Raw genomic sequence first — 21,384 nt, forward strand, 5'->3', positions numbered from 1 at the left:
ACGTCCCTCACCACCCCCGGCAGACGGTGACCACGATGCCCGAGCACACCCCGCTCGATGCCCCGCCCCGCCTCTGGCCGCTCTACGTGGCCGGGTTCGCCGCGACGTACACCTTCAGCATCGGCAACGTGGCCGCGCCGGACATCGCGGCCGATCTCGGCGCGACACCGGGTGAGATCTCGCTGGTCCTGGGGTCGTTCACGTCGGCCTTCGCGACCGTCCTCGTCCTCGGCGGGCGGCTCGGCGACCGGTTCGGCCGGCGGCGCATGTTCGTCCTCGGGCTCGTCGGCGGCATCCTCACCGCGATCCTCGCCGCGGTGGCCCCCACGACTCCGCTGCTCATCGCGGCGCGCGGCATCCAGGGCATCGCCGCCGCGCTCGTCATGCCGCAGATCCTCGCCACGATCCAGGCGACCTCCACGGGCATCCGCCGGGCCCGGGGGATCGCGACGTTCAGTGCCACGAGCGGGGTCGGGACGGCGGCCGGGCAGGTCATCGGCGGCAGCCTCATCTCCGCCGACATCGCCGGCACGGGCTGGCGGGGCGCCGCCGCGTCCATCGCCGTCATCTGTGCCCTGGCCCTCGCCGGTGCCCGGTGGCTGCCGGCGACCCGCTCCGATCGGCGGGACGCGATCGACATCGGTGGCGCGGTCATCGTCGGGCTGGCGCTGGCGAGCCTGGTGTTCGGTCTGTCCCTCGGGCCGGGGCAGCACTGGTCCTGGTGGACCCTGGCGCTGCTGGTGGGCGGTGTGGTCGGGCTCGCCGCGTTCTGGCGCCACCAGTCGGTGCGCGAACGGACCGGGCGGCCGACGCTCGCGCCGCCCTCGGTCGTGCGACTCACGCCCGTGTGGGCGGGGCTGCTCATGGCCCTGACGTTCTTCGGCGGGTTCGGGGCGTTCATGTACGAGTACTCGGTGCTGACGCAGCGCCACCTCGGTCTCACCCCGGCGGCCTCCGGCTTCTCGCTGCTGCTGTTCGTGCTGGGATTCGTGCTCGCATCGGCCTCGATCGGGCACATCATGCGGTGGTGGGGTGCCCTGACCATGGAACGCGGAGCCTGCCTGCAACTCCTCGGCCTGGTGCTCGTCGCCGGTACGTGCTTTTTCGCCTCGCACACCGGGTCCGGCGCCGCGTGGGTGTGGTGGGTCCAGGCACCGGTCGCGTTCCTCGGCTTCGCGCAGGGCACCCAGTTCGCACCGCTCGTCTCGACGGTGATGAGCGAGGTCCCCCACTCCGTCGCGGGGTTGACCGGCGGATTCGTCTCGACAGCGCAACAGGCGGCCCTCGCCCTGGGGGTGGCGACCCTGGGCGGGCTGTTCGTGTCGCTGGCCGACGTCATCGACCCCGTCGCGGCGTTCGGCTGGGTCGTGGCCGCACAGGGCGTGACGGCCGTCGTCTTCTGGGGCCTGGCCCGCCGACTCCGCCACGAGGCCCAACAGGACTGAATCCGGGTGGCCGTGACGTCACCGGCCCCAGGCATCACGCCCCGCCGGCCGTCATCACCGTCCTTCGACGCTCAACCACTCCCGGACAGCGTCGACGTACCCCCGATACGCCGTGAGCGCCATCGGGGCCGCCGCCACGACGCGGCTGCGGTCCACGTCGACGTACTCGTACTCGTGCACGAGGACGTTGCGGAGTCCGACGCTCGGTGTCAGCACCTCGGCGGCCTCGTGCGTGATGAGGCCCGCATCGGCGGCCAACACGAAGGACTCCCGTGTCGAACCCGGCGCCCGCCCCAGGGTCACACCGGCCACGTGGCCGTTGATGTCACCGGCCAGATCGACGAGCTGGGTCAGGATCCGTTCCAGCGCAAGGTGGGTCACTGCGTCGCCGTCGGCCGGGTCGAGCCGCTCGAGAACCCTGAGCAGGTCGTCCATGGCCAGCAGACGGCGAAGGACGATCTGGGTGTCGAGGTCGCGGGGGCTCATCGGCGTCCCACCAGAGACAGGGCGAGATCCCGATACCGCTGCGTGTCGCGGTATTCCCCGAAGGCGCGCATCTGGGCCGTGGCGAACCGATGCGGCGTCCGCTCGACGAGCCGCTCCCCGCGGCCCAGCGCGGCCCATGCCGCCACCGGATCCGCGTGGTGCAGCGGCATCACGTCGACGTGGTCACCGAACAGGTCGAGCAGGTCGTTGACGACGGCGAGGTGGTCGGGATCGGTGCCGCGCACCGGCAGATATGCGAGGTCCAGATCGCCGGCCTGAGCCGGGTCGTGGCGTGCACTTCCGTGCAGCACCATGAGGTCGAGGCCGTGACGCGCGCACATCGACTCGAGTCGCCCGTCGTCGACGGCGGCGCGCAACTCCCCCACCGCCTGCCCGACCGTCCTCATGTCGTCATGGTAGGTCCCCATCGTCGGCCGCATTCACAGAAGCCCACGCTCGTAGGCCACCCGCACGGCGGCGGCACGGGCGCCGTCGGCAGGTCGTCCCGATTGTCCCGCCCCGGCGCTCCAGGCGTGTCCACCGATCGGTGGACGGGGGCGCACCCGATCGGTGAAGTGCCGACGACCTGCGCCTTCGTAGCGTCGATGGCGTGAGTACTCAGGCCGTCCCCACCGCCACCTCGACCGGCCCGCGCCTGCACGGCCTCGACGCCCTGCGTGGAGGCGCCCTGCTGCTCGGCATCGTCCTGCACGCGTTGCTCCCGTTCGTGCCCGGGATGCCGTGGATGCCGTGGATGATCGTCGACCAGACCTCGACCGTCTACGCCCTCCCGGTGGTGACCGTCGTCCACCTGTTCCGCATGTCGCTGTTCATGCTGCTCGCGGGGTACTTCGCCCACGTGGTCGTGCACAAACGCGGTCTGCGGCGGTTCCTGCGCGAACGCACGATCCGCATCGCGCTGCCCGTGTTCGCCTTCTGGCCGTTCGTCATCCTCCCTCTCGGCCTCATCGCCGGGCTCTGGCACGCCGTCCACGGGCTCCCGCTGCCGACGCCACCGAACAGCGGCCCACCCTGGGCCCTGCCCACCGGCCACCTGTGGTTCCTGTGGGTGCTGTTCCAGTGCATCCTCGTGCTCGCGGCCGTCCGCACCCTGGGCCGCCGGCTGCTCCCGCAGTGGACGTCGCGACTCGCTGACCGGGGAACGAGCCTCGTCACCGGCCCGTGGGGCGTGCTCGTGCTCGCGGTGCCGTACGCGGCCGTCCAACTGGCGCAGGGACAGGCCGCCTCCGGCCTCGATGCCGGCACGGTCGGCGCGGCGTACGGCGGCATCCGCGAACCGGCGACGATCCTGCCCGAACTCCTGCCGCTGATCGCGTTCCTCACGGCGTTCACCTGCGGCCGGCTCCTGGCCCGGCGTCCGGCGGCGCTGGAGGAGCTCGGCCCGCGGTGGGGTGTCCACCTCGGCGCTGCGGGGATCGGGTCGCTCGTCGTCCTCGCGCTGACCTCCGGCCTCGGCGGGACGTCCACGTCGTCGCACGTCGCTCTGGCCGTCGCCTCGGCGATCTCGGCCTGGGCCTGGGTGTACGGGCTCGTGGGCGTGGCGACGACCCATCTGCGCACCGAACGCCGCTGGGTGCGCTACCTCGCCGACGCCTCGTACTGGATGTACGTCGCACACCTCCCGCTGGTCCTCGGGATCGGGGCGCTCCTGACCCACCTGCCCTGGCCCGCGGAGCTGAAACTGCTGGTCACGCTGGGCACCACGACGGCGGTCCTGCTGCTCGCCTACGACGCGTTCGTGCGCTCGACGTGGATCGGTCGGTGGCTGAACGGGCGTCGACTGCCGCGGGCGTGCCGCTGCTGATCGCGGCACCGCCCCGACACCCCCGCCTCGCTAGTCTCCCGTCACTACCCGCCCGTGGCTACCCGCGGCCCGGACGCCACCGGAACGGACGCAGCGTGGCCGGGGGCGTCACGGCCGCCGGGTCCTCGCCCTGGACCGCGGCGACGATGCGGCGGAAGGACGTGGTCCCCGGCTCGACCACGTCGGCGTGTCCGCGTGGGCCGTAGAGGATCTCGCCCGCACGCCGGTCGTCCTTGTCGACCTCCCAGATGCCGGTGTCGAGGTCGCGGATGCCCAGGAGGGTCGTCGGGTCGGCCCCCAGGGTGCGCTCGCCGAACCATCCGGCCGCCGATCGGGCGGGGGTGAAGGAGAGGGTGGACAGCGAGGACACCGCGGCGTCGCCCCGGCGCCACAGACGGATGAGGTCGCCCGGGGCCGTCAGGCAGTACCGGACGACGTGGCGCGGGCGCCCGAGGGCGTCGTGATCGGGGTACTCGGCCACCGACCGCAGGCCGGGCCCGATGCCGGGCACGCCGGCGTGCACCACCGTGTCGACCCGGAGCCCGAGGGCCTCGGCCGCGCCGACGATGACGCCGCCGTAGGAGTGCCCGACCACGGTGATCGGCGTGCCGTCCGGCACGTCGAGACCTTCGACGAGGTCGCGCAGGGGGGCCGCGGCGAGTCTGGCGAACCGGCCGGACGGCGCGTGGGTGCCGATCGCGGAGGGGAACTCCGCACCCATCCAGGTGATCACGGCCGTGCGCCCCGAGGCGTCGGCGCGCTGCAGGGCCCGCGCGATGCCCGTGGGCCAGCCGAACTGCCGGACCGTGGTGCCGGTACCGCCGACGTACACCGCCACGCGGGTGGTGTCCTCGTCGAGCAGGCCCCAGAGCTCGACGACGCGCCCGCTCGGTGCGTACTGGAGGACCTGACGGTGGGCGCGCACTCCCCGCCCCTGATCGGCGCGATCGTGCAGGAGTTGCTGGGTCAGCGTGACCATGGCCCGGTGCTCGACCCGCAGGGCGTTCGGCCGGTCGTGATCGAGCGTCGCCAGGGCCGTGATCTCGTCGTTCGCGAGCCAGACGTCGAGGAGGGCACCGCGGGCGCGGCGCAGGGGTGAGGAGGAGTCGCGTTCTCGACTGGCGCTGACCTGGTGCTGCAGCGCCACGTCGGTCGCCCGCATCCGACGCAGGTCGGCCCGCATGACGAGCCGGTTGGCCCTCGTGCGCACCGTGGGCGGGACCCCGTCGAGGCCACCCACGAGGCGCGGGTACAGCAGGGCGACCCGGTCGAGCTCGTCGTCGGTCTGCTCCGCACAGGCACGGCGGACCCGGGCGACCTGCAGCAGCGACACCGCGTGGGCGGGGACGTCATCGCCGGCCCCGGCCCCACCCTCGTTCGCAGGGACGAGAGCCTCGGCCAGCCACGGTGTGGCGCCGGTGTCGGCCGGATCGGTGAGCACCGCCACCAGGTCGGGGTCACGAGCGATCAGGCGTCGTGCCTCGGTCGTCGGGACGCCGCTGAGCGCCGACCGGTCGGCGGCGAGGCGGGGTGAGTCCCACCGGGAGCCCGCGAGCAGCCCCCGGAGGTCGGGAAGCCTGCAGGTGGCGTCCTCGAGGCGCCGGCGGCACAGCGCGTCGGCCTCGCCGAGTCGGTCGGTGTGACTGCGCAGGCGTCGCAGCGCCATGGGACGGTCACGCAGGAGTCTGCGCAGGTCACGGCCATCGCTCTCGAGGGCCGCGACGAGATCGGCGAACGCGGCCCGGACGTCTCCGAGTGCCGCGACCGTCGTCTCCGCCGCCTGCGGGTCGACCTGGGCACGCGCCAGAGCGGACTCCAGGCGCGGGAGGAGGTCGTCCAGGCGGTGCACTGCGTGCCGGACATAGGCGGGGTCGACGACCATCCAGGGGTGTACGAAGGGCCGAAGTACCGTGGTGGCCAGTGCGGAGGCCGTGACCGCGGCCGCGGAATCGGCGGATTCGCGCGCCCGCCCCGAGTCGGTCGGTGCAGGCTCAGGACCCGGCTCGTCGGGGAGGCCGGAGGTCTCGACGACCTCCGCGAGGTCGCCCACGAGCAGACCCACGGCGATCGAGAAGTCGTACCCGACGTCGCCGGTCCTCGAGCCCGGAAGATGATCGATCGAATACTGCACCGCCGCAGCCACACCCCACCCGCCGGCGAGGTCGTGCAGGTCGCCGGCGAGTCCCTCCGACCCGCTCATCGCCGCCCCCTTTCAGTCCCTCCGTCCTCAGTCCTTCTCGGCCTGCTCATCGGCACCGGCTTCGGCGTCCCTCGTGGACTCCGTGTCCGAGGTCTCGGATTCACCGCTGTCGTCGCCGAGCCCGACGGCCGCCGGACCTCCGGCGAGCAGGGCGACGAAACCCTCCTCGTCGAGGATCGGGACTCCGAGCTCTTCGGCCTTGGCGGCCTTGGAGCCCGCGTTCTCACCGACGACCACGACGTGGGTCTTCTTGCTCACCGATCCCGAGGCCTTGCCACCGCGGGTGATGATCGCCTCCTTGCTCTCGTCGCGGGAGAACCCCTGCAGCGACCCGGTGACGACGACGGTCATCCCCTCGAGGGTGCGTTCGACGCTCTCGTCGCGCTCGTCGGCCATCCGCACGCCGGCGGCGGCCCAGCGGTCGACGATCTCGCGGTGCCAGTCCACGTCGAACCACTCGCGCACGGACTCGGCGATGGTGCCGCCCACCCCTTCGACCGCCGCCAGCTCCTCCACCGACGCCTCGCGGATCGCCTGCATCGACGCGAAGTGCGTGGCCAGTGCCCGTGCGGCCGTCGGGCCCACGTGCCGGATCGACAGCGCGACGAGCACGCGCCACAGCGGCTGGGACCTCACCTTCTCGAGCTGGGTGAACAGCACGTCGGTGGTGGCCCGCGGTTTGCTCGGCGTCTTGGCCGTGGCCTTGGTGTAGAAGAACGGTTGCTTCTCCCACTCCTCGACCTCGCCCTTGCGCTTGGGCTGCCGCCACACGTGAACCCCGGCGAGGTCCTCGGGACGCAGGTCGAACAGGCCCGCCTCGCCGGCGAGCACAGGATCCTCCCGCGGAATGCCGCGCTCGTCGGCCCACTCGGGACGGCCCGCCTCGGGATCGGTGAGGGCGATGGCCGCCTCCCACCCGAGTGCCTCGATGTCGAAGGCCCCTCGCGAGGCCAGCCCGAACATCCGCTCCCGCAGTTGCGCCGGGCAGGTGCGCGCGTTGGGGCACCGGATGTCCTTGTCGCCCTCCTTCTGCGGCGCGAGTTCGGTACCGCAGGAAGGGCAGTGGGTCGGCATGACGAACGCCCGCTCGGTGCCGTCACGCTTGTCGACCACCGGCGCGAGGATCTCGGGGATGACGTCACCCGCCTTGCGCAGCACGATGGTGTCGCCGATGAGCACGCCCTTGCGCTCGACCTCGTGCGCGTTGTGCAACGTCGCCATCTCGACGGTGGACCCGGCGACCTGCACCGGCTCCATCACCCCGTACGGCGTGACCCGGCCGGTGCGCCCCACGTTGACCCGGATGTCGAGCAGCGTCGTGGTGACCTCCTCCGGCGGGTACTTGTACGCGATGGCCCACCGCGGCGCGCGCGAGGTGGACCCCAGTCGGCGCTGCACGGAGATCTGGTCGATCTTGACGACCACCCCGTCGAGCTCGTGCTCGAGATCGTGGCGGTGCTCGCCGAAGTACCGAACTCGGCGCAGGATCCCGTCGAGGTCGTCGACGACCTCGTTGTACGGCGACACCGGCAGCCCCCAGCCGCGCAGGATGTCGTACGCCTCGCTCTGCGTGAAGATGTCGAAACCGGTCCTGGCGCCGATGCCGTGCACGAGCATGCGCAGCGGCCGCGAGGCCGTGACCTGCGGGTCCTTCTGCCGCAACGACCCGGCGGCACAGTTGCGGGGGTTGGCGAACGGCGGCAGGCCCTGTTCGACGCGGGAGGCGTTGAACTCCTCGAACTGCGCGACGGGGAAGAACACCTCGCCGCGGACCTCGACGAGCTCGGGGATCGGCACGGTCACCGTGTCCTCGTCGTGGGCGTCGGCCGGCTGGGTGAGCTCCACCGGGATCTCGGAGATGGTGCGCACGTTGAGCGTGACGTCCTCACCCGTGCGCCCGTCCCCTCGGGTCAGCGCCCGCGTGAGACGCCCCTGCTCGTACAGCAGGTTGACGGCCAGCCCGTCGATCTTGGCCTCGGTGAGGAACCGCACGTCGACCCCGAGGCCGCCGTCTGCGACATCGGTGGCGCGCGCATACCACTCGGCCAGCTCCTCCTCGGAGAACACGTTGTCGAGGCTGAGCATCCGCTCACGGTGGTCGACCGGCGCGAACGGGATGTACACCTCCCCCACGTCGTCGACGATGGGCTCGGCCTGCTCGACGTCGGCCTCGGCGACCACGTCGAACCCACCGACGGTCTGGGTCGGGCTCTCGGGCACACGCAACGCCGGGTGGGCCTCCTCGAGCTCGACCAGCTCGCGCAGCAGGGCGTCGTACTCGCCGTCGCTGATGGTCGGCGCGTCCTTGGCGTAGTACGCGAACTGGTGTTCGCGCAGCTCGGCGGCCAGGTCGTTCCACCGGTGCCGGGCCTGTTCCGGCGGCGGTGGCGCGTCGGCGGCGGGCGTGAGGTCGGAGCTGCTCTTCGTCACGGCAGTCATCTTGCACCAGAGGTCCGACAGCCCTTCGCCTCACCGGCGGGGCGGGTCCTCAGGAGCCCGCAATCCGCCAGTGCAGCTCGCGGGCGGCGTCCAGCAGCACCCGGTGCGCCGACTCCGCGGCGGCGGGGGTCCAGCCGGCCAGTCCACAGGCGGGAGTGAGCGTCACGCCGTCGAGATCGGCCTGCGGCAGGCCGAGTTCACCCCAACGCCGCATCAGCGGGTCGACGAGCAGGTCGCGCGCGCCCTGACGCCCCTGCTCGCGGCGGGCCACGGCCGACGCCACGTCGACCCCCGCCCACAGCGCCACCCCGTCCTCGACGGTGACGGCGACCGACTCCCAGCCGCGCTCCCCGAGCGCCCCCACGTCGACGGCGACGGCGTCCACACCCGCACCCCGCAACACCTGCAGCGGTGGCCGCGGCGCGCAGCAGTGGGCGAGCACCCCCGTGGCCCCCGCCGACCGGACGACCTGGACGACCTCGGCCAGGACCCGGCGGACCTCCTCCTGGTCGACCGCGCGCACCCGCCCGAATCCCGACGAGGTGGGGAGTTCGCCGCCGAGCACCCCCGGCAGTGACGGCTCGTCGAGCTGCACCATGATCTCGGCCTCGGGCAGCACCCGGGCCACGTCGCCCAGATGCACCCGGATGCCCTCGGCCAGCGACTGCGCCAGGTCACGGCGTGCGCCCTCGTCCTCGACGCTGCGCTCACCGCGCGCCAGACGCACGTGCGCCGCCAAGGTCCACGGCCCGGTGACGGCGACCTTGAACGGTCCGGAGTACCCGTCGAACGCCTCCGCGAGGTCGTCGAGGTCGCGGCGCATGAGCTGGGTCGTCCGGTCCTGATCCCGGCCGGGGCGGTCGACGAAGCGCCACCCCGAGGGCTGCAGGTCGACGGGGAGCTCCACCAGCAGTCCGGCGGCCCGACCGATCATGTCGGCGCCCGGTCCGCGTGCGGGCAGTTCCGGGAGGTAGGGGATGCCGAAGCGCAGACCGTCGGACTCCACCTCACCGAGGGTGTCCCGCACGAGGCGCAGCGTGGTCCGCATGTCCTCCCCGGGCCACGAGCCGATGCCCGACGCGGTGCTGGTGCGCGTGTCCATGTCGCTCCCGATGCTCGTGGTGTCTCGGCGTCGTCCTTGGCAGGGTGCCCGCCCGACTCTAGTGGTCCCCCAGCTCAGGGCGGCACTACCCTGGATCGAACGGGTGGGCCGTCCCACCCCCATGAGGCAGGGACATCGAGGAGCGAGCGCGTGCCGGAGGCATTCAGAGGCTGGCCCATCTGGGCGCTCTTCGCGTTCTTCTTCTTCCTGGCCATGGCACGCGGCCAGGCGACGTACTGGCTCGCGCGCTACCTGACCCGCGCAGGCCTGAAGAACGCGGAGCCGACCGGATGGCGCGGGCGCATGGCGAGATGGCTGGACGGTTCCGGCGTCGACCACGGAGCCCAGGTGCTGCGCCGGTGGGGTCTGGTCGCCGTTCCTCTGTGCTATCTGACGGTCGGCCTGCAGAGCGCGATCATCGCCGCGGCGGGGGTCATCAGGATCTCCGCCCTCGCGTTCACGCTCGCGCAGATCCCGGGCGCCCTCGCCTGGGCGACGATCTACTCGACCATCGGGTGGGGGCTGTGGCAGGCGACCTTCCTCGCGATCGCCGGATCACCGTGGGGTCTGGTGATGTTCCTCGCGTTGACGATCGCCGTCGTGCTCCTCGTCCGAGGACATCGTCGACGCAGCCGCCGCCGCAGCGACGACGTCGGCGCCGAGGAGACCCCGTCCACCCCGGACGAGCACGATGACGACCGCGCTCGAACAGGGCGGACGCCGCCGGCCTGAACACTCCGGTTCGTCACGACCCAAGCTGACGCCGCCGGCGCAGCGGTCAGAGACCCAGTTCGCGTCCGATGAGTTCCTTCATGATCTCGTTCGACCCGGCCCAGATGCGGGTGACGCGGGCATCGCGCCAGGCCCTGGCCACGCGGTACTCGTTCATGAATCCATAGCCGCCGTGCAGTTGCACGCACGCATCGAGGACCTCGCCCTGGATGTCGGAGCTCCACCACTTGGCCTTGGCCGCGTCGGTGGGGGTGAGCTCGCCCTCGGAGTGCAGCGTCACGCAGGCGTCGACGAAGGCCTGGGTCACCTCGATCTTGGTGACGAGCTCGGCCATGAGGAACTTGTTGTGCTGGAAGGATCCGATGGCCTGGCCGAACGCCTTGCGCTCCTTGGTGTACTCGATCGTCTCGCGCAGGATCTGGGCCGCGTGGGCGGTGTTGGAGACCGCGGCGCCGATGCGCTCCTGCGGCAGGTGCTGCATCATCGCGATGAAGCCGCGCCCCTCCTCGCCCAACAGGTGGGTGTCGGGCACACGCACGTTGTCGAAGAACAGCTCGGCCGTGTCGGATTCGGTCTGGCCCACCTTGTCGAGCTTGGTGCCCTTGGTGAACCCGGCCGTTCCCGCCTCGAGCACGAAGAGGCTGATGCCTTTGGCGCCCTTGGTGGGGTCGGTGCGCACCGCGACGATGGCGAGGTCGCACTGGTGGCCGTTGGTGATGAACGTCTTGCTGCCGTTGATGATCCAGTCGCCGGAGCCGTCGTCGGCGCGGACGGCCGTGGACTTGAGCCCGGCCAGGTCCGAACCGCCGGAAGGTTCGGTCATGCCGATGGCGATGATCGTCTCGCCGGAGGCGATGCCCGGCAGCCAGCGCTGCTTCTGCTCCTCCGTGCCCAGCGCCACGATGTAGGGGGCGCAGATGTCGGAGTGGATGCCGAAACACGAGCCCGTGGCCGCGTTGAAGTGGGCGAGCTCCTCACCGAGGACGGCGTTGAAGCGGTAGTCGTCGGCCCCGGAGCCGCCGTACTCCTCGGGGATGCACAGGCCGAAGAAACCCTGGCGGCCGGCCTCGAGCCAGATGTCGCGCGCGGGATGGTCCTGGCCTCGAGCATCTCCTCGGCGCGCGGGGCGAGGACGCGCTGCACGAACTCCTTGGCGGACTCGCGGAACGCCTCGTGGTCCTCGGTGTAGGTGGTGCGCAGCATGGTCGGCTCCTCGGGTCGGCTCGCGTGCTGGACGCCCGCCGAGGCGACCCAGCCGGTGCTCGGGCGTACAGTGACCGAGCAGGTGACCAAGCGCTTGCTTAGTCGGTGACTCCATACTCGCCGGTAATAAGGGAACGCGTCAAGACCGGAGGTGCGGGCGTGAGCGAGGCGAACCGGGACCGGCTCCTGTCGGCGGCGGTCGAAGCCTTCGGGGCGAAGGGCTTCCACGGCACGACGACCCGCGACATCGCCCAGGCGGCCGGCCTGAGTCCGGCGGCGATCTACGTGCATCACCGGTCCAAGGAGGACCTGCTCTACGTCATCTCCGTCGAAGGCCACCGGATGCTGCTCGACGCGGTCGGCGCCGCGGTCGAGGGCGTCGGGTCGGCGACCGAGAAGCTCGCCGCGATCGTGCGGGCGTGGGTGCGTACCAATGCCGAGAACCACGCCGTCTCCCGCGTGGTCAAGGACGAGCTCGACGCCCTCTCCCCCGACCATCGCGCCGAGGTCGTGACGTTGCGGCGCAGCATCGAGGGCCTCGTGCGGCAGGTCGTCGAGGAGGGCGCGGCGTCCGGCGAGTTCGTGGACGACGCACCACAGCTCACGACCCGCGCGATCGTCTCCCTCGGCATGGACGTCGCCCGCTGGTACCGCCCGGAGGGCACGTGGGACGTCGAGGAGATCGCCGAGCACTTCGCCGCGCTGGCGGTGCGGCTCGTCAAGGCCTGAGCCGCGCGCGGACCAGATACACGACTATGCCGACGGCGACGACCACCCCGCCGCCGATCACCGACGCGACCGGCAGGCTCGCGGCGAGCACGAGACACCCGGTCAGCCCCACGACGGGCACCCAGGCCGGCGGCCGCCCCTGCTCGCGGCGCAGCGTCCATGCCGAAATGTTGGCCACCGCGTAGTAGAAAAGCACCCCGAACGAGGAGAACCCGATCGCGCCGCGCAGATCGCTCACCAGCACCAGGGCGATGACGACGGCACCGATGGTGACCTCGGCGATCCACGGCGTGCCGTGGCGCTCGGAGACGGTCGACAGCGGCCGGGGCAGGTGCCCGTCGCCTGCCATGGCCAGGGTCGTGCGCGAGACCCCGAGGATCAGCCCGAGCAGGGAGCCGGTCGCGGCCACGACGGCGGCGACCTGGACGACGACGACCAGCCACGCACCTCCGGTGTCCCTCGCCACGTCGACGAGCGGCGCCGGCGAGGCTGCCATGCCTGCCGCCCCCAGCACGTACAGCGAGGTGGCGGCCACCAGCGTGTACACCACCAGGGTGATCCCGAGGGCGAGGGGGATGGCGCGTGGGATCGTGCGGGCGGGGTCGCGCACCTCCCCGCCCAGGGTCGCGATCCGCGCGTACCCGGCGAACGCGAAGAACAGCAACCCGGCGGCCTGCAGCACGCCGCGGAGGCTCGGCTCGGCGCCGACGTACCGGGGCGCCGCCGGGCCGAACGCCCATCCGGTGACGACGAACAGGGCCAGGGCGAGCAGGACCACGCCGACGATCACCCGGGTGAGGACCGCCGACTTGTGGATGCCCAGGCAGTTGAGCGCGACGAGGGCAAGGACCACCGCCAGGGCCACGGGTCGCTCGGCACCGGGGACCGCATAGGCGCCCACGGTCAACGCCATGGCGGCGCACGACGCGGTCTTGCCGACGACGAACGACCATCCCGCGGTGTATCCCCAGAACGGACCGAGCTGCCGGGTCCCGTAGACGTAGGTCCCCCCGGAGGCCGGGTGGATCGCCGCGAGCCGCGCGGAGGACGTCGCGTTGCAGTAGGCCACCAGGGCTGCGACGGCGAGTCCGGCGAGCAGCCAGGCTCCGGCCGCCTGCGCCGCGGGGCCCATCGCCGAGAACACACCGGCCCCGATCATCGACCCCAGGCCGATGACCACCGCGTCCTTCGTCCCCAGGCGTCGCTGCACGTCGTTCATGTGCCCACTCAACGTCATCGTCACCTCACCACGGCGAACACCGGATGAATCCCAGCCCTCACCCCGTCCCACCTCGTATCCCACCTCGGACAGTAGGGGAGGTCTGACACAGCCGCGCGTGCCCGGCTGTCTCGGCGAGGCCTACTGTCTCAGGCGGATGAGGTGGAGGCGGTTGCGCGCCGCGTGGCGGTGATCGTCGCCGAGCCGATGACGCGGGTCCCGTCGTAGAGCACGACGGACTGCCCCGCGGCCACGCCACGCTCACGCTCGTCCAGATGCACGAGCACGCCGCCGTCCTCGGTCGCCTCGGCGGTCGCCGGCAGCTCTCGGCCGTGGGCCCGCACCTGCGCACCGACGGTGACGCGACCCTGCGGCGGCGGACCGCACCAGCGTGCGTTCTCACCCTCGATGACGTCGATCGTGAGCAACGACTCCGGCCCGACGACGACGGTGTTCGTGGCGGTGTCCGTCTCGACGACGTAGCGCGCCCGACCGTCGGCGGCCGGACGTCGCAGCGCGAGGCCCTTGCGCTGTCCGACCGTGAATCCGTAGGCGCCGCCGTGGGTTCCGACGACCTCGCCGTCGACGTCGACGATGTCTCCGGGCTGCTCCCCCAGCCGGCGCGCGAGCCAACCACGCGTGTCGCCGTCGGGGATGAAGCAGATGTCGTGGCTGTCGGGCTTGCGGGCGACGGAGAAGCCGCGCTCGGCGGCCTCCTCGCGGATCTCGGGCTTGGTGGTGTCGCCGAGCGGGAAGTGCGCGGCGGCGAGCTGGGCCCCGTCGAGCACACCGAGCACGTAGGACTGGTCCTTGGCGGCGTCGACCGCCCGGTGGAGTTCACGCTGCCCCGTGACGTTGCCCGGCTCACCCGGCTCGACCACCCGCGCGTAGTGGCCGGTGGCGACGCCGTCGAACCCGAGCGCCAGCGCCTTGTCGGCCAACGCCGCGAACTTGATGCGCTCGTTGCAGCGCAGGCAGGGGTTGGGGTGCGGCCGGCGGCGTACTCGGACACGAAGTCGTCGACGACGTCGCGCTCGAAGGCGTCGGCGAGATCCCAGACGTAGAAAGGGATCCCGAGCTTGTCGGCGACGCGTCGGGCGTCGCCGGCGTCCTCGATCGTGCAGCAACCGCGGGCACTCTCGCGCAGGGTGGCGGCGCTGCGCGACAACGCCAGATGCACGCCGACCACCTCGTGCCCGGCCTCCAGCATGCGCGACGCGGCGACGGCGGAGTCGACCCCGCCGCTCATCGCGGCGACGATCCGCATCAGCCGGCCTTCCGGGCCTGCCCCGCCCGCCAGGCGCGGCGCGCCCGTTCGACGCATCCGCCGACGACCGACAGCACCGCGTCGACGTCCTCGCGGGTCGAGTCGTGCCCGAGGGTGAGCCTGATCGCGCCCGAGGAGAGGTCCTCGGGGTGCCCGAGGGCGAGCACCACGTGGCTCGGGCGCGGCACCCCGGCGTGGCAGGCCGAGCCGGTCGAGCAGGCGATGCCGGCGGCGTCGAGCAGGAACAGCAGGGAATCGCCCTCGCATTCGGGGACGAGCACGTGGGCGTTGGCCGGGCTGCGACGGGTCCGGTCGCCGGGCGCCCAGGCTCCGGTGACGACCGCCCCGGGGACGCGTTCGAGGATCCCCGTGAGCAAGGCGTCACGGAGTACGGTCAGCCGCGCGGCCGACTCCTCGGTCTGCGCCACTGCCACCGGGATGGCCGCCGCCAGTCCGGCGACGAGGTGCACCGAGAGCGTCCCGCTGCGGATGCGTCGCTCCTGACCTCCACCGAAGCTGATGGCCTCCACAGGAGCGTCACGGCGGGCGAGGAGCAGCCCCACGCCGGGGGGACCGCCCAGCTTGTGCCCGGTGACGGTCATGAGGTCGACACCCGAGCTCTCGAAGTGCACCGGGATGTGGCCGACGGCCTGCACGGCGTCGGTGTGGAACGGGATGCCGTACTCGTGGGCGACACCGGCGAGCGCCGGAATGTCCTGCACGACTCCGATCTCGTTATTGACCCACATGATCGAGACGACCGCCACCGCCTCGGGGCCGCCGGCCTCCATGAGGGCCGCGCGGAACGACTCGGGCGAGATGATCCCCTCGTGGTCGCACTCGACCCAGGTGACCTCGGCGCCCTCGTGGGCGAGGAGGTACTCCGCGGAGTCGATGACGGCCGAGTGCTCGAGCACGCTGATGAGGACACGGGTGCGCCGCGGGTCCTCACGGCGGCGGCGCCTGTAGGTGCCGATGACGGCGAGGTTGTCCGACTCGGTGCCGCCGCTGGTGACGACGACCTCCGAGGGGGTGGCGCCGAGTGCCTCGGCGATCACCTCGCGGTGTTCCTCGAGACGGGTGCGCGCCGCGCGTCCCGCGCCGTGCAGGGACGACGGATTGCCCAGTCGCGCGAGTTCGTCGGTCATCGCGGCGACCGCTTCGGGACGGACCCGCGTGGTGGCCCCGTGGTCGAGGTAGGTGGCTCGTGTCACGCGGCGAGTCTACGGCCGTTCCGTGCGTGCGAGCTGGGTGCGTCCGTGCGGGGCGCACACCGGCGGAAGCGCGCGAATCGGACAGAACGGAATGGCTTTGCGCAAGGGCTGACGGGGAGCATGAACAGGGCCGAAAGGCACCGTAATATCCAGGATGTCGCGACCCGCACGAGGTCCGCTCACCCCCTGATCTGGCGCCGGTTCCGCCTGCGCCTGTGGACCGCTGAGCCCCGACGCCGCCCCCGAAGCCGTCGGGGCTCAGTGCTGCCCGGCCCTGCACACCGACGGCTCATCCCCGCTGCGCAGCGCGACGCCCCGCCCGGAAGATCCGGACGGGGCGTCGGCGAACGACCGACGAGCTCAGCCCTTCTGCGCCTTGACGGCCTCGGTCGCCTGGGGCAGCACCGTGAACAGGTCGCCGACGACGCCGAAGTCGACGAGCTCGAAGATCGGCGCCTCCTCGTCCTTGTTGACGGCGATGATCGTCTTGGAGGTCTGCATGCCGGCGCGGTGCTGGATGGCACCGGAGATGCCGCACGCCACGTAGAGCTGCGGGCTGACCTGCTTGCCCGTCTGACCCACCTGGCTCGTGTGCGGGTACCACCCGGCGTCGACCGCGGCGCGCGAGGCACCGACGGCGGCACCGAGGGAGTCGGCGAGCTCCTCGACCGCGCCGAAGTCGCCGGCCGTGCCCCGACCACCGGAGACCACGATGGCGGCCTCGGTGAGTTCGGGACGTCCCGTCGACTGCTTCTCGCGACGCTCGGTGATGCGGGCCGTCTTGGCGAGGTCGGAGATGCTCACCTCGACCTCCTCGTCGGCGGCCGCACCGGCGGCCTCCTCCGGGCTGCACGAGTTGGGCTTGACCGTGATGATCGGGGTGCCCTGGGTGACGGTCGCGTCGACGGTCCAGCCGCCGGCGAACACCGACTGCGTGGTCTCGACACCGTCGCCACCGGCACGCACGTCGACCGCGTCGGTGATCAGACCGGAGTTCAGCTTGATCGAGAGGCGTGCGGCGATCTCCTTGCCGTGCGCCGAGCTCGACACGAGCACCGCTGCGGGCGAGCTCTTCTCGGCGATCTGGGCGAGGAGCTCGGCGACCGGCGCGACGAGGTAGTCCTCGACGTCGGTGGAGGCGACGCGGTACACCTTGGCGGCGCCGTACTTCGCCAGGTAGTCCTTGGCGGCGTCGAAAGCGTCGCCGATGAACACCGCGGACGGCTCACCCAGGCGGGTGGCCAGGGTGAGCAGTTCGGCCGTGGTCTTGCGAACCTCACCGTCGACGTGGTCGACCAGAACGAGGACTTCGGACATGGGTGGTGCTCCTTTGCTCGGTCGGGTCGGCTCAGACGAACTTCTGCATGGTGAGGAACTGTGCGAGCACAGCACCACCGCTGCCGTCGTCGGTGACGATGAGGCCCTGCTGACGCGGGGGCCGCTTGGTCGTCGACAGCACCTTGGTCCAGGCGGCCTCGAGGCCGACCTGGCCCGCGTCGACACCGAGGTCGGCGAGCGACCACGTCTCGACCGGCTTCTTCTTGGCGGCCATGATCCCCTTGAACGAGGGATAGCGCGGCTCGTTGATCTGGTCGGTGACCGACACGACCGCGGGCAACTGCGACTGCACGATCTCGGTGGCGACGTCGCCGTCGCGGCGGATCGTCACCGACCCGTCCTCGAGGGTCACCTCGGAGGCGAAGGTCACCTGCGGCAGGCCGAGTCGCTCGGCGAGCATCGCGGGGACGACCGACATGGTGCCGTCGGTGGAGGCCATGCCCGTGAGGACCAGGTCGACCTCGCCGCACTTCTTGATGGCCTCCGCCAGCACGAGCGAGGTGGCCGCGGAGTCGGATCCGGCGATCCCTTCGTCGCTGACGTGGACGCCCTTGTCGGCGCCCATCTGCAGGGCCTTCTTGACCGCGTCGGCGGCACCCGCCGGGCCCATGGTGAGGACGGTGACCTCGCCCTCGCCGGCTTCCTTGATCTTCAGGGCCTCTTCGACGGCGTACTCGTCGAGTTCGCTCAGCAGCCCGTCCACGCCGTCGCGATCGACGGTGTGGTCGGACTCCTCGAACGTCCGGTCACCCTGCGCGTCCGGTACGTGCTTGACACAGACGACGATGTTCATGTCGCGCCCTCTCCTTGATGGTGCTGGTCTGATCGAGGCGACGTCCTCGCCCCTCCCCGGACCGCGGACGCACCGATCGTCACGCGATCGACTCGTGTCGACCGGGCAGCCGGTGAGCGCACCCGCGGATCGTCGAGGGAACTCCACGGTGACTCTACTGATCGAGCCGACCACCGCCCAAGTGCGGGGATGGTGGCAGTCCCCACATCTGTGACGGGAACCCTCGCGCCGCACGATGCGTGACGCGTCCGCAGACGCCGAGAGGACCGGACCCCGCGTTCGGGTCGGTCCTCTCGTCGGTTCGCCTACGGCGCAGGTGCTCAGGCCTGCTCGGGCGGCGGCTGCTGCTCGTCGAACACGTCCTGGCCGAGCATCATCTGGTGCCAGAACTGGACGGCGGTCAGCACGAGCTGGGTGCTGATCTGCAGGAGCGCACGCACGTCGGAGTTCGGGCCGGGGATGTGCTCGGCGGTGACGACGAGCGTGCCGTTGTTGACGCCGACCTTGACGATGTTGAGACGCAGCGAGAGGTCGTTGGCGTTGCGCAGCCGGGTCATCTCGTCGGTGGGGAGGTCCTCGCCGATCTGCCACTGGCCGAAGACCCGCATGACGGGCACCTCGCCCTCGGCGCAGTGGACGAAGAGCTGCTGGCCCTCGACCTTGAAGCTGACATCGCCGTCACCGTCGATGTCGGGGCGGAACCCCTCGTCCTGCAGCGCGTCCAGGACGCGCCCACGAAGGGGGTGCTCGTCGCCGGGCGGGGGAAGTTGGGCAGAGAAGTCGGGTCGGTCATACCCCAACCGTAGCGAGAATCCGCCCGAAGTCCGAAGGCACCACGAGAATCCGCCCGGCAGGATGGGGGTCGCGGTTCGGCACGCGCTGAGGAGGCAAGGCGAGCGCATCTCGCTGGAGCCGGTGGACCGACGTGAGTTCGCCTCGGGGGTCCTCGCCCCGCGATACCGACCCGTGTAGCGCCGCCAGGGCGACCGACACCGTCGGCCGGTCTCACGCTCCAGGGCCCGTAACCTGGGAGTATGCGACCCCACCGTGATCTCGCGCCGCCGCTCGGTGCCCACTGCGACGACGACGGCACGACGTTCGCGCTCTTCGCCTCGCACGCCGATGCCGTCGAGCTGTGCCTGTTCGACGCCGACGACGCCGAGGGCCGCAGCGAGCGCCGCATCCCGGTGCGGCACCGCGTCAATCACGTGTGGTCCATCCACCTGCCCGACGTGGGGCCCGGGCAGCGGTACGGCTACCGGGTGCACGGTCCGTGGCGTCCGGCCGCCGGCCTCCGTCACAACCCGGCCAAGCTGTTGCTCGACCCCTACGCCAAGGTCATCGACGGCCGGGTGACCTGGGGGCCGGAACTGTGCGGCCACGAGGTCGACGACGCCTACCAGGGCAGCCCCGACGTGCAGGACCACCGCGACAGCGCACACCTGGTGCCGAGGTCGGTCGTCGTGGGCGACGGGTTCGACTGGGGCACACGCGCCTCCACCCGTGTGCCGTGGAACGAGACCGTCGTCTACGAGGTGCACGTGCGCGGGGCGACCCTGCTGCATCCGGGCATCCCCGAGGAGCTGCGCGGCACGTACGCGGGGCTGGCGCACCCGGCGTTCGTCGACCACCTGCTCCGGCTCGGGGTCACCACCGTCGAGCTGTTGCCGGTGCACAGCTTCACCGACGAGCGGCACCTGGCCGGCATGGGCATGCACAACTATTGGGGTTACAACACCCTCGGCTTCTTCGCGCCGCACGCCGCCTACGCCGCCGCGACCGACCCGCAGGGCGTCGTGGAGGAGTTCAAGGCGATGGTCCGCACCCTGCACGAGGCGGGGCTGGAGGTGATCCTCGACGTCGTCTACAACCACACGGCCGAGCAGGGGTCCGACGGCGCGACGCTGAGCTGGCGCGGCATCGACAACGCCTCCTACTACCGCCTCGACGACTGGGGACGCGACATCGACGTCACCGGCTGCGGCAACACCCTCGACCTGCGCCACGTCGCCGCCTGCCGGATGACGCTGGACTCGCTGCGGTACTGGGCGACGGAGTTCCACATCGACGGCTACCGGTTCGACCTCGCGGTGGCGCTGGCCCGCGGCGAGCAGGACGACTACGAACGCAACCACCCCTTCCTCATGGCGCTGCGCACCGACCCGGTGCTGAGCGGGCTCAAGCTCATCGCCGAGCCCTGGGACGTGGGGATGCACGGCTGGCGCACCGGCCAGTTCCCGGCGCCGTTCCGGGAGTGGAACGACCGGTTCCGCGACACGATCCGCACGTTCTGGCTGCCCGACGTCGCCACGGCGTCCGCCAAAGGCCACGGGGTGCGCGAGCTCGCGACGCGCCTGTCCGGCAGCGAGGACCTCTTCGGTGGACGCGACGACCGCGGCCCGACCGCGTCGGTCAACTACGTCGCCTCCCACGACGGGTACTCCCTGGCGGACACGACGGCCTACGAGCAGAAGCACAACGAACCCAACGGCGAGGGCAACCGCGACGGGCACGGCGACAACCGGTCCTGGAACCACGGCGTGGAGGGCCTCACCGACGATCCGGAGGTGCTGGCGGCGCGCCGGCGGTCGTTGCGCAACCTGCTCGCGACGACCCTGCTGGCCACGGGCACCCCGATGCTCTGCGCCGGGGACGAGTTCGGCCGCACCCAGCGCGGCAACAACAACGCCTACTGTCAGGACAACGAGACGTCGTGGCTCGACTGGGAGCGGCAGCCCTCCCGCCAGGACCTCCTCGACACCACGCGCTTCCTGCTGCGCCTGCGCCGGGAGCACCCGGTGCTGCGGCAGGGGTCGTTCTTCACCTCCAGCCCCGAACTCGGCGACGAGCGTGCCGACGTGCACTGGTACGGCCGGTACGGCGAGGAGATGACGGCCGCGTCCTGGGAGGATCCCCGCTGCCGGGTCCTGCAGATGCAGCTCATCGGCGACGACGTCGGGGCGCCCTCGCTGCTCATGGTGCTGCAGGGCAAGGCGACCAGCGAGGACGTCCGCCTGCCGCCGCTCCCGTCCGCCGGGGGCTCCTACACACTTCTGTGGGACTCCTCGTGGGAACGGCCCGAGGACGGCCGCGACGTGGGCACCGCCCCGATCACACCCGGCACGACCGTGCACCTCACCTCCGCCACCCTGCAGCTCTACGAGGTGGGCGACGAGGGCCGACCCGACGCGTGATGACCAGGTCGGGAGCGGCCTCGGCGCGCACCTCGAGGAGTCCGCACGGGCCCCGACGTGAGACCGAGCGTGACTCGACCTGCACGCCGACGGGGTAACCCGATAGCGTTCGACACTGTGAGAACCTCGACCTCGATTCCCACGTCCCCGATCCTCGAGCAGGCCGGTCAGCGACGTCCCCTCGGCCGCATCCCCGTG

General features: G+C 71.6%; 17 protein-coding genes and 1 pseudogene. 5 read left to right on the forward strand and 13 right to left on the reverse strand.

Annotated elements, in window-relative coordinates; all coding sequences use genetic code 11:
- Positions 1-35: 35 nt before the first annotated feature.
- Positions 36-1,445, forward strand: a complete 1,410-nt coding sequence (locus QQK49_RS12160) for an MFS transporter (protein WP_284304151.1) — start codon at positions 36-38, stop codon at positions 1,443-1,445.
- 54 nt (positions 1,446-1,499) lie between these two features.
- On the opposite strand, the gene QQK49_RS12165 is transcribed toward QQK49_RS12160, so the two are convergent.
- Positions 1,500-1,931, reverse strand: a complete 432-nt coding sequence (locus QQK49_RS12165; protein ID WP_284304152.1) for a DUF86 domain-containing protein — start codon at positions 1,929-1,931, stop codon at positions 1,500-1,502.
- Positions 1,928-2,338, reverse strand: a complete 411-nt coding sequence (locus tag QQK49_RS12170) for a hypothetical protein (protein WP_284304153.1) — start codon at positions 2,336-2,338, stop codon at positions 1,928-1,930. Before QQK49_RS12170 ends, QQK49_RS12165 begins: the two co-directional genes overlap by 4 nt.
- A gap of 203 nt (positions 2,339-2,541) precedes the next feature.
- Here QQK49_RS12170 and QQK49_RS12175 point away from each other — a divergent pair, with 203 nt between their 5' ends.
- Positions 2,542-3,756 (forward strand): acyltransferase family protein, encoded by a 1,215-nt coding sequence (locus QQK49_RS12175; protein ID WP_284304154.1) that lies wholly within the window; start codon positions 2,542-2,544, stop codon positions 3,754-3,756.
- Positions 3,757-3,814: 58 nt separating this feature from the next.
- Here the strand turns inward: QQK49_RS12175 and QQK49_RS12180 are convergent, their stop codons facing one another.
- The 3 genes from QQK49_RS12180 to QQK49_RS12190 are packed head-to-tail and all read right to left on the reverse strand — an operon-like array spanning position 3,815 to position 9,497.
- Entirely contained in the window at positions 3,815-5,956 is a 2,142-nt protein-coding gene (locus tag QQK49_RS12180; protein ID WP_284304155.1) for an alpha/beta hydrolase, read from the reverse strand.
- A gap of 27 nt (positions 5,957-5,983) precedes the next feature.
- The gene (ligA, locus tag QQK49_RS12185; RefSeq protein ID WP_284304156.1) at positions 5,984-8,395 is read right to left on the reverse strand and encodes an NAD-dependent DNA ligase LigA; all 2,412 of its coding nucleotides are present in this window, start codon (positions 8,393-8,395) and stop codon (positions 5,984-5,986) included.
- A gap of 49 nt (positions 8,396-8,444) precedes the next feature.
- Complete coding sequence (locus tag QQK49_RS12190) at positions 8,445-9,497, reverse strand: uroporphyrinogen decarboxylase/cobalamine-independent methonine synthase family protein (RefSeq protein WP_284304157.1); 1,053 nt, start codon at positions 9,495-9,497, stop codon at positions 8,445-8,447.
- Positions 9,498-9,647: 150 nt separating this feature from the next.
- On the opposite strand from QQK49_RS12190, the gene QQK49_RS12195 reads away from it, so the two are divergent.
- Positions 9,648-10,229, forward strand: a complete 582-nt coding sequence (locus QQK49_RS12195) for a DedA family protein (protein ID WP_284304158.1) — start codon at positions 9,648-9,650, stop codon at positions 10,227-10,229.
- Between the two features lie 46 nt (positions 10,230-10,275).
- Here the strand turns inward: QQK49_RS12195 and QQK49_RS12200 are convergent, their stop codons facing one another.
- Positions 10,276-11,547: an acyl-CoA dehydrogenase family protein gene (locus QQK49_RS12200; protein ID WP_284304159.1), complete on the reverse strand. Its 1,272-nt coding sequence runs from the start codon at positions 11,545-11,547 to the stop codon at positions 10,276-10,278.
- Positions 11,548-11,591: 44 nt separating this feature from the next.
- Here QQK49_RS12200 and QQK49_RS12205 point away from each other — a divergent pair, with 44 nt between their 5' ends.
- Complete coding sequence (locus QQK49_RS12205; protein ID WP_284304160.1) at positions 11,592-12,161, forward strand: TetR-type transcription factor C-terminal domain-containing protein; 570 nt, start codon at positions 11,592-11,594, stop codon at positions 12,159-12,161.
- Here the strand turns inward: QQK49_RS12205 and QQK49_RS12210 are convergent.
- The 7 genes and pseudogenes from QQK49_RS12210 to QQK49_RS12235 form a co-directional block, all read right to left on the reverse strand.
- A complete protein-coding gene (locus tag QQK49_RS12210; RefSeq protein WP_284304161.1) occupies positions 12,151-13,380 on the reverse strand; it encodes an APC family permease in 1,230 nt (409 codons plus the stop codon). The two genes, QQK49_RS12205 and QQK49_RS12210, sit on opposite strands and share 11 nt — an antisense overlap.
- Positions 13,381-13,529: 149 nt before the next feature.
- The gene (locus QQK49_RS23295) at positions 13,530-13,808 is read right to left on the reverse strand and encodes an aminomethyltransferase beta-barrel domain-containing protein (RefSeq protein ID WP_431310585.1); all 279 of its coding nucleotides are present in this window, start codon (positions 13,806-13,808) and stop codon (positions 13,530-13,532) included.
- 69 nt (positions 13,809-13,877) lie between these two features.
- Positions 13,878-14,704, reverse strand: a pseudogene (mnmA, locus tag QQK49_RS12215) (tRNA 2-thiouridine(34) synthase MnmA); the annotation flags it as partial.
- A complete protein-coding gene (locus tag QQK49_RS12220) occupies positions 14,647-15,861 on the reverse strand; it encodes a cysteine desulfurase family protein (protein ID WP_284304162.1) in 1,215 nt (404 codons plus the stop codon). The gene QQK49_RS12220 and the pseudogene mnmA, both read right to left, overlap by 58 nt.
- Before the next feature lie 360 nt (positions 15,862-16,221).
- A complete protein-coding gene (locus tag QQK49_RS12225; RefSeq protein WP_284304163.1) occupies positions 16,222-17,178 on the reverse strand; it encodes an electron transfer flavoprotein subunit alpha/FixB family protein in 957 nt (318 codons plus the stop codon).
- Between the two features lie 31 nt (positions 17,179-17,209).
- A complete protein-coding gene (locus QQK49_RS12230) occupies positions 17,210-17,992 on the reverse strand; it encodes an electron transfer flavoprotein subunit beta/FixA family protein (protein WP_284304164.1) in 783 nt (260 codons plus the stop codon).
- Between the two features lie 320 nt (positions 17,993-18,312).
- Entirely contained in the window at positions 18,313-18,792 is a 480-nt protein-coding gene (locus QQK49_RS12235; RefSeq protein ID WP_284304165.1) for a hypothetical protein, read from the reverse strand.
- A gap of 234 nt (positions 18,793-19,026) precedes the next feature.
- Here QQK49_RS12235 and glgX point away from each other — a divergent pair, with 234 nt between their 5' ends.
- Positions 19,027-21,186 carry a glycogen debranching protein GlgX gene (gene glgX, locus QQK49_RS12240; protein ID WP_284304166.1) on the forward strand — a complete coding sequence of 720 codons (2,160 nt, stop codon included), beginning with the start codon at positions 19,027-19,029 and terminating at the stop codon, positions 21,184-21,186.
- Positions 21,187-21,384: the final 198 nt, after the last annotated feature.

The sequence above is a fragment of the Mobilicoccus caccae genome (assembly GCF_030161635.1).
Lineage (GTDB): Bacteria > Actinomycetota > Actinomycetes > Actinomycetales > Dermatophilaceae > Mobilicoccus > Mobilicoccus caccae.

Coding starts and splice junctions, on each gene's coding strand:
- QQK49_RS12170 (WP_284304153.1), bottom strand. CDS start 2,338: ATGAGGACGGTCGGGCAGGCGGTGGGGGAGTTGCGCGCCGCCGTCGAC.
- QQK49_RS12210 (WP_284304161.1), bottom strand. CDS start 13,380: ATGAACGACGTGCAGCGACGCCTGGGGACGAAGGACGCGGTGGTCATC.
- QQK49_RS12230 (WP_284304164.1), bottom strand. CDS start 17,992: ATGAACATCGTCGTCTGTGTCAAGCACGTACCGGACGCGCAGGGTGAC.
- QQK49_RS12160 (WP_284304151.1), top strand. CDS start 36: ATGCCCGAGCACACCCCGCTCGATGCCCCGCCCCGCCTCTGGCCGCTC.
- QQK49_RS12200 (WP_284304159.1), bottom strand. CDS start 11,547: ATGGAGTCACCGACTAAGCAAGCGCTTGGTCACCTGCTCGGTCACTGT.
- QQK49_RS12190 (WP_284304157.1), bottom strand. CDS start 9,497: ATGGACACGCGCACCAGCACCGCGTCGGGCATCGGCTCGTGGCCCGGG.
- QQK49_RS12165 (WP_284304152.1), bottom strand. CDS start 1,931: ATGAGCCCCCGCGACCTCGACACCCAGATCGTCCTTCGCCGTCTGCTG.
- ligA (WP_284304156.1), bottom strand. CDS start 8,395: ATGACTGCCGTGACGAAGAGCAGCTCCGACCTCACGCCCGCCGCCGAC.
- QQK49_RS12225 (WP_284304163.1), bottom strand. CDS start 17,178: ATGTCCGAAGTCCTCGTTCTGGTCGACCACGTCGACGGTGAGGTTCGC.
- glgX (WP_284304166.1), top strand. CDS start 19,027: ATGCGACCCCACCGTGATCTCGCGCCGCCGCTCGGTGCCCACTGCGAC.
- QQK49_RS12180 (WP_284304155.1), bottom strand. CDS start 5,956: ATGAGCGGGTCGGAGGGACTCGCCGGCGACCTGCACGACCTCGCCGGC.